This window comes from Amnimonas aquatica, from assembly GCF_002943415.1.
GTDB lineage: Bacteria > Pseudomonadota > Gammaproteobacteria > Pseudomonadales > Moraxellaceae > Perlucidibaca > Perlucidibaca aquatica_A.
Genome location: NZ_PTQZ01000111.1, coordinates 1 through 5,742, shown reverse-complemented (window position 1 = coordinate 5,742; position 5,742 = coordinate 1). Strand labels below are relative to the sequence as shown.

The 5,742-nt window shown below is 68.1% G+C and carries 5 protein-coding genes and 1 pseudogene; 5 read left to right on the top strand and 1 reads right to left on the bottom strand.

What is annotated here, in order from left to right; translation table 11 throughout:
* The first annotated feature begins 275 nt into the window (after positions 1 to 275).
* Positions 276 to 605, top strand: coding sequence for an acyl-CoA thioesterase (locus tag C5O18_RS05710; RefSeq protein ID WP_105192258.1), 330 nt, complete (start codon positions 276 to 278; stop codon positions 603 to 605).
* On the opposite strand, the gene uvrD is transcribed toward C5O18_RS05710, so the two are convergent.
* Positions 606 to 2,831 (bottom strand): DNA helicase II, encoded by a 2,226-nt coding sequence (gene uvrD, locus C5O18_RS05705; protein WP_105192260.1) that lies wholly within the window; start codon positions 2,829 to 2,831, stop codon positions 606 to 608. It abuts the gene before it with no gap.
* 121 nt (positions 2,832 to 2,952) lie between these two features.
* Between uvrD and C5O18_RS05700 the strand changes: the two genes are divergently transcribed.
* From C5O18_RS05700 to C5O18_RS05690, 4 genes and pseudogenes are all read left to right on the top strand, one after another.
* Positions 2,953 to 4,371 (top strand): PAS domain-containing protein, encoded by a 1,419-nt coding sequence (locus tag C5O18_RS05700; RefSeq protein WP_105192256.1) that lies wholly within the window; start codon positions 2,953 to 2,955, stop codon positions 4,369 to 4,371.
* A pseudogene (locus C5O18_RS11145) lies at positions 4,278 to 4,523 on the top strand (diguanylate cyclase domain-containing protein); the annotation flags it as partial. The gene C5O18_RS05700 and the pseudogene C5O18_RS11145, both read left to right, overlap by 94 nt.
* 27 nt (positions 4,524 to 4,550) lie before the next feature.
* Positions 4,551 to 5,426 carry a putative bifunctional diguanylate cyclase/phosphodiesterase gene (locus C5O18_RS05695; protein WP_105192254.1) on the top strand — a complete coding sequence of 292 codons (876 nt, stop codon included), beginning with the start codon at positions 4,551 to 4,553 and terminating at the stop codon, positions 5,424 to 5,426.
* A 126-nt stretch (positions 5,427 to 5,552) separates the two neighbouring features.
* Positions 5,553 to 5,742 (top strand): alkaline phosphatase family protein (locus C5O18_RS05690; RefSeq protein ID WP_146089230.1); only part of this gene is annotated, 190 nt, incomplete at its 3' end.

The window sequence follows — 5,742 nt, the reverse complement described above, 5'->3', positions numbered from 1 at the left end:
AGTCCTCTTGGGAGCCTGTCTGGCGGTCATGTTCCCGGCGGCACTGCGCGAAACGCGGACCGGCCTTGTCGGGACGAGCGTACTTTCGTTCAGTTTTGTTACGGTTGAATGACAGTTTTTGGTCTGCCCGCCCGCCCTGGCCGATAGACAACCCCGGCGACAATACGGAATATACGCAGGCCAACAAGAACAACCGGGAGTCCAGCTTGGGAACGCCAGCGCTTGGTGAGAACACTCCGCAGCCGCGAGGCCAGCTCTGCCTGCAGACACTGGTCATGCCGCGCGACGTCAACGGCAACGGCGACATCTTCGGCGGCTGGCTGGTGACACAGATGGACCTCGCCGGCACCATCTCGGCGCAGAAGCGCGCCCAGGGCCGCGTCGCCACCGTGGCCATCGACTCCATGGTGTTCCTGCGTCCGATCAAGGTCGGCGACATTGTCGCCTGCTACACCGACATCATCGAAATCGGCCGCTCGTCGATCAAGATCAGCATCGAGGCCTGGGAAATGAGCGACCCGGAGAACGCCCCGCGCAAGCTCACCGAAGGCCTGTTCACCTTCGTCGCCATCAACGCCCAGGGCCGCACCCGCCCGCTGCCCTGATCAGATCCGCGTCAGGCGCGCGTACTGCGCCACCAGCCACTTGCTGCCCAGGTCGGCGAAATTGACCTGGATGCGCGCATTCGGCCCGTTGCCCTCGAACGCCAGGATCACGCCCTCGCCGAAACGCGGATGGCTGACGCGCTGACCGAGCTGCCAGGCACCCTCGCCGGTGGCATCGCCGCCCAGCGTGGTCTGGCGCAGGCTTCCGCTGCCACCGCCGGTCATGCGCGTGCCCGCGCTGCCGCCCTGGCTGCCGAAACCGCCGCGCTGACCGCCGAAGGCCGGCGCCGACTGCTGCCGCACCGGCTCCAGCAGCGACTCCGGAATTTCGCGCAGGAAACGTGACGGCACCTTGTAGTTCTCGCTGCCGTACAGGCGCCGCACCTCGGCATAGGTCATGAACAGCTCGCGCATGGCGCGGGTGATGCCGACATAGCAGAGCCGCCGCTCCTCCTCCAGGTTGTTGTCCTGCAGGGCCATTTCGTGCGGGAACAGGCCTTCCTCGCAGCCGGCCAGGAACACCACCGGGAACTCCAGGCCCTTGGCGGCGTGCAGGGTCATGAGCTGCACCGCGTCCTCGAACTCGCCGGCCTGCTGCTCGCCGGCCTCCAGTGCGGCGTGGTCGAGGAAGGCCGCCAGCGGCGACGGCGCCTCGTCGTCCTCGACGTCGAACTCGCGCGCGGCGGTCACCAGTTCGCGCAGGTTCTCCACCCGTGCCTGGCCCTTCTCGCCCTTCTCTTTCTCGTGGTGGGCGATCAGCCCGGTCTGCTCGATCACCGCCGACACCAGCTCGCCCAGCGGCACCTCGCGCGTGGTCACGTCCAGGGTTTCGACCAGCTGCAGGAACGCCATGATCTTGCCGGTCGCGGCCGCCGGCAGCAGCTTCTCGCGGGTGACCGCCAGTGCCGCCGCCCACAGGCTGATGCCCTGCTCGCGGGCGAGCTGGCGCAGCGTGTCCACGCTCTTGTCGCCGATGCCGCGCGTGGGCGTATTGACGACGCGCTCGAAGGCGGTGTCATCGTCGCGCTGCTGCAGCAGGCGCAGGTAGGCCACGGCGTTCTTGATCTCGGCACGCTCGAAGAAGCGCAGGCCGCCGTAGATGCGATAGGGAATCTGCCCGCGCAGCAACGCCTCTTCGAGCACGCGCGACTGCGCGTTGGAACGGTAGAGGATGGCCATGTCGCGGCGCGCGGTGCCGGCGCGGAAGCGCTCGTCGAGCATGCGCGCAATGAAATGCGCCTCGTCGAGGTCGTTGAAGGCGGCGTAGACCCGGATCGGATCGCCCTGACCGCGGTCGGTCCACAGGTTCTTGCCAAGACGATCGCCGTTGTTGGCGATCACCGCGTTGGCCGCCTGCAGGATGATGGAGGTCGAACGGTAGTTCTGCTCCAGGCGGATCAGCTCGACATCGCCGTAATCACGCTGGAAGGTGCGGATGTTCTCGATGCAGGCGCCGCGCCAGCCGTAGATGCTCTGGTCATCGTCACCGACCGCGGTGAGCATGCCGTGCTCGCCGGCGAGCAGGCGCAGCCAGGCGTACTGGATGCGGTTGGTGTCCTGGAACTCGTCGACCAGGATCATGCGGAAGCGCGCCTGGTAATGCCGCAGCAGCTCGGGATGGTTGAGCCACAGCTCGTAGCTGCGCAGCAGGATCTCGGCGAAGTCGATCAGGCCGCCACGCTGGCAGATCACCTCGTAGGCCTCGTAGACGCGCAGCTGCGTCGCCGTGAACAGGTCGCCGTTGTGCCGGATGTGCTGCGGCCGCCGACCCTCTTCCTTGTGCCCGTTGATGAACCCGGCCGCCTGCCGCGCCGGCCACTTCTCCTCGTCGAGCTGGAGGTCGCGCAGCACGCGCTTGATGACGCGCTGCTGGTCGTCGGCATCGAGGATCTGGAAGGTCTGCGGCAGGTTCGCTTCCTTGTAGTGCATGCGCAGGAAGCGGTGCGCCAGGCCGTGGAAGGTGCCGATCCACAGCGGCTGGGTGGCGATGCCGAGCTGCTGCTCCAGGCGCGCGCGCATTTCGTGCGCGGCCTTGTTGGTGAAGGTCACCGCCAGCACCGCGAACGGCGACATGCCGAACTCGCGGCAGAAATGGCTGATGCGCGTGGTGAGCACGCGGGTCTTGCCCGAGCCGGCCCCGGCCAGCACCAGCAGGTGCTGGCTGTCGCAGGTCACGGCATCGCGCTGGGCCGGGTTGAGGCCGGCGAGCAGATCGGATTCGTTCATGCCGGCATTGTAGACCAGCAGGGCCGCCGGTTCGGGCATATGACGGCGGGAAATGGTAAGGTAGCGCCATAACGACGCATTGTCCGCCCAGAACGGACAAGCCAGCGAGGGATGACCACCCATGTCCGATGTGGCAGCGCAGCGTCCGACAGCCCCGGACCGGCCAGCGCACGGCGACACCACCCAGACGCCCGAGCCCGCTCAGCGCCTGCGCGTGGCCGTGCTCGCGCAGGTGCATCGCCAGCTGCCGCGCTTCCTGTTCATCTCCATCGCCTCGGTCGCCATCGCCGCCTGGATACTCTGGGACTGGCCCTATGCCAGCAACCGCGTCATCCTGACCTGGGCCGGCGTGTTCACCGGCTTCCTCATGATCCGCGGCGTGCTGGTCTGGTGGCTGGGTCGCAGCACCCAGCTGCAGACCCGCTGGCTGGGCCAGATCCTCACCCTGACCGCCCTGCTCACCGGCTGCTTCTGGGCCTTCGCGCTGATCGCGCTCAACCCGCGCGTGTTCCCCACCAGCGAATTCATGGCCGATGTCACCAGCCGGCAGATCCTGCTCTCGGCGCTGCTCGGCGCCCAGGGCATCTCGGCGCTGGCAGCCTACGCCGGCCACCTGCGCGCCTTCGTGGCGTTCACCGTCACCGCCTTCCTGCCCTGCCTGGTCTACCTGCTGCTGCACCCGACCTCGACCTCGCTCATGGTGGCCGTGATCGGCAGCATCTGGTGGCTGTTCCTGGTGCTGAGCGCGCGCTACCTGAACCGCATGGTGGTGGACTCGGTCAAGCTGCGCCTGGACAACGAGGACCTGATCAGCTTCCTGCGCGAGACCCAGTCGCGCACGCTGGACATGAACCGCCAGCTGGCGCGCGAGGTCAACACCCGCGCCATGACCGAGACCAAGCTGCAGAACCTCAACGGCGAGCTCGAGGAGCGCGTGCGCCAGCGCACCGAGGCGCTGATGGAGAGCCAGGAAGGCCTGACGCTCGCCATCGAGGCCTCGGGCATCGCGCTGTGGGACTGGGATCTGCTCAGCAACCGCGTCACCCACACCAACCTGGAGCCGTTGCTGGGCTGCAGCGGCATCGGCGACGCCCAGCTCCTGCGCCGCGCCAGCGGCCTGGTGCACCCGGACGACCTGCGCCTGGTCAAGCGCAGCATCATCAACCACCTGCGCCGGCGCACGCCGCGCTTCGAGGCGCGCTACCGCATACGCCACCAGCGCGGGCACTGGGTCTGGGTCGAGGACCGCGGCCGTGTGGTGAGCTGGCAGGATGACGGCCGGCCGGCGCGCATGCTCGGCATCCGCCGCGACATTTCGCGCGAACGCGAGGCCGAGGAGACGCAGCGCAGGCTCGACTACCTGGCCAACTACGACCGCCTGACCCAGCTCGCCAACCGGCGCCAGTTCCGCAACCGCCTGCATGCTGCCATCAACGCCGCGCGCGAATCCGGCGGGCGCATCGGCCTGATCCACCTCANACCGAGCTGGGCACCCGCCTGGACACGCTCGCCCGCCTCAGCGGCGACGAGTTCGCGCTGATCTGGACCGATCCGCCCGAGGGCGCGCCGGAGCAGCTCTGCGAAGACATCATCAGCGCGCTGCGCACGCCCTTCCGGGTCGGCGACCACGAGCTGCTGCTGGGCGCCTCGCTCGGCATCAGCCTGTTCCCCGAGCATGGCCGCGAACTGGCGATCCTGGTCAACCACGCCGACCTCGCCATGCAGCAGGCCAAGCGCCTGGGCGGCAACCAGTGGCGCGTCTACACGCCGGAAATGCGCAGCGCCACGGTCGAGCAGCTGAATCTGGAGAGCAGCCTGCGCAAGGCCATCTTCCGCGACGAGTTCATCGTGCACTACCAGCCCAAGGTGTCGCTGGCGAGCGGTCGCATCACCGGCATGGAAGCGCTGGTGCGCTGGCAGCACCCGACCATGGGCCTGCTGCATCCGTCGCGCTTCATCCCGCTGGCCGAGGAGACCGGGCTGATCTCGGTGATCACCGAGCGCGTGCTGGCCCAGGCCACCCGCCAGGTGCGCCAGTGGCAGGACGCCGGTCTCGGCCGCCTGCGCGTGGCGGTGAACATTCCGCCGCAGCAGCTGCACAAGGGCGACCTGATCGATGTGCTGCAGCAGGCCCTGCATGACAGCGGCCTGGCGGCCAGCCAGCTCGAGGTCGAGCTCACCGAGACCTCGCTCATGGAAGAGCCCGAGGTGGCCATCGAGGTGTTCCGGCAGATCCGCGCCATGGGCATGACCATCGCGCTCGACGACTTCGGCACCGGCTACTCGTCGCTGAGCCAGCTGCGCCGCTTCCCGCTCGACACGCTGAAGATCGACCAGGCCTTCGTCCGCGATATCGGCCACTGCACCGAAGACGGCGCCATCGTGCGCGCCATCATCACCATGGCGCACCAGCTCGGCATGACCGTGGTCGCCGAGGGCGTGGAGACCGCCGAGCACCTGGAATTCCTCACCCACGAGCGCTGCGACTACGTGCAGGGCTACCACATCAGCCGGCCGGTGCCGGCCGAGCAGATGGAGGCCATGCTGCGGGCACAGCAGGCCACCATGGCGTCACCGGCGGCCAAGGCACACTGATCCCCCCGCCATTCCCTTCTGGCCCTCGCCGGTCATGTGACAGAATTGTTGCAATGCGCGGACGCACGCAGGGCACCTGCGCGCCCGCCGCCGCCACACCCGCCAACAACAAGAACCGGAGCCCGCATGCGCGTCCATCGCCGCCGCTTCCTGCAACTGACCGGCGCCACGCTCGCCGCCGGCCTGCTGCCGGCCTCCATCGTCCGCGCGCTGGAAATCCCGGCCAACAACCGCACCGGCAGCATCATGGACGTCGAGCACGTGGTGATCCTGATGCAGGAAAACCGCAGCTTCGATCACTACTACGGCATGCTGG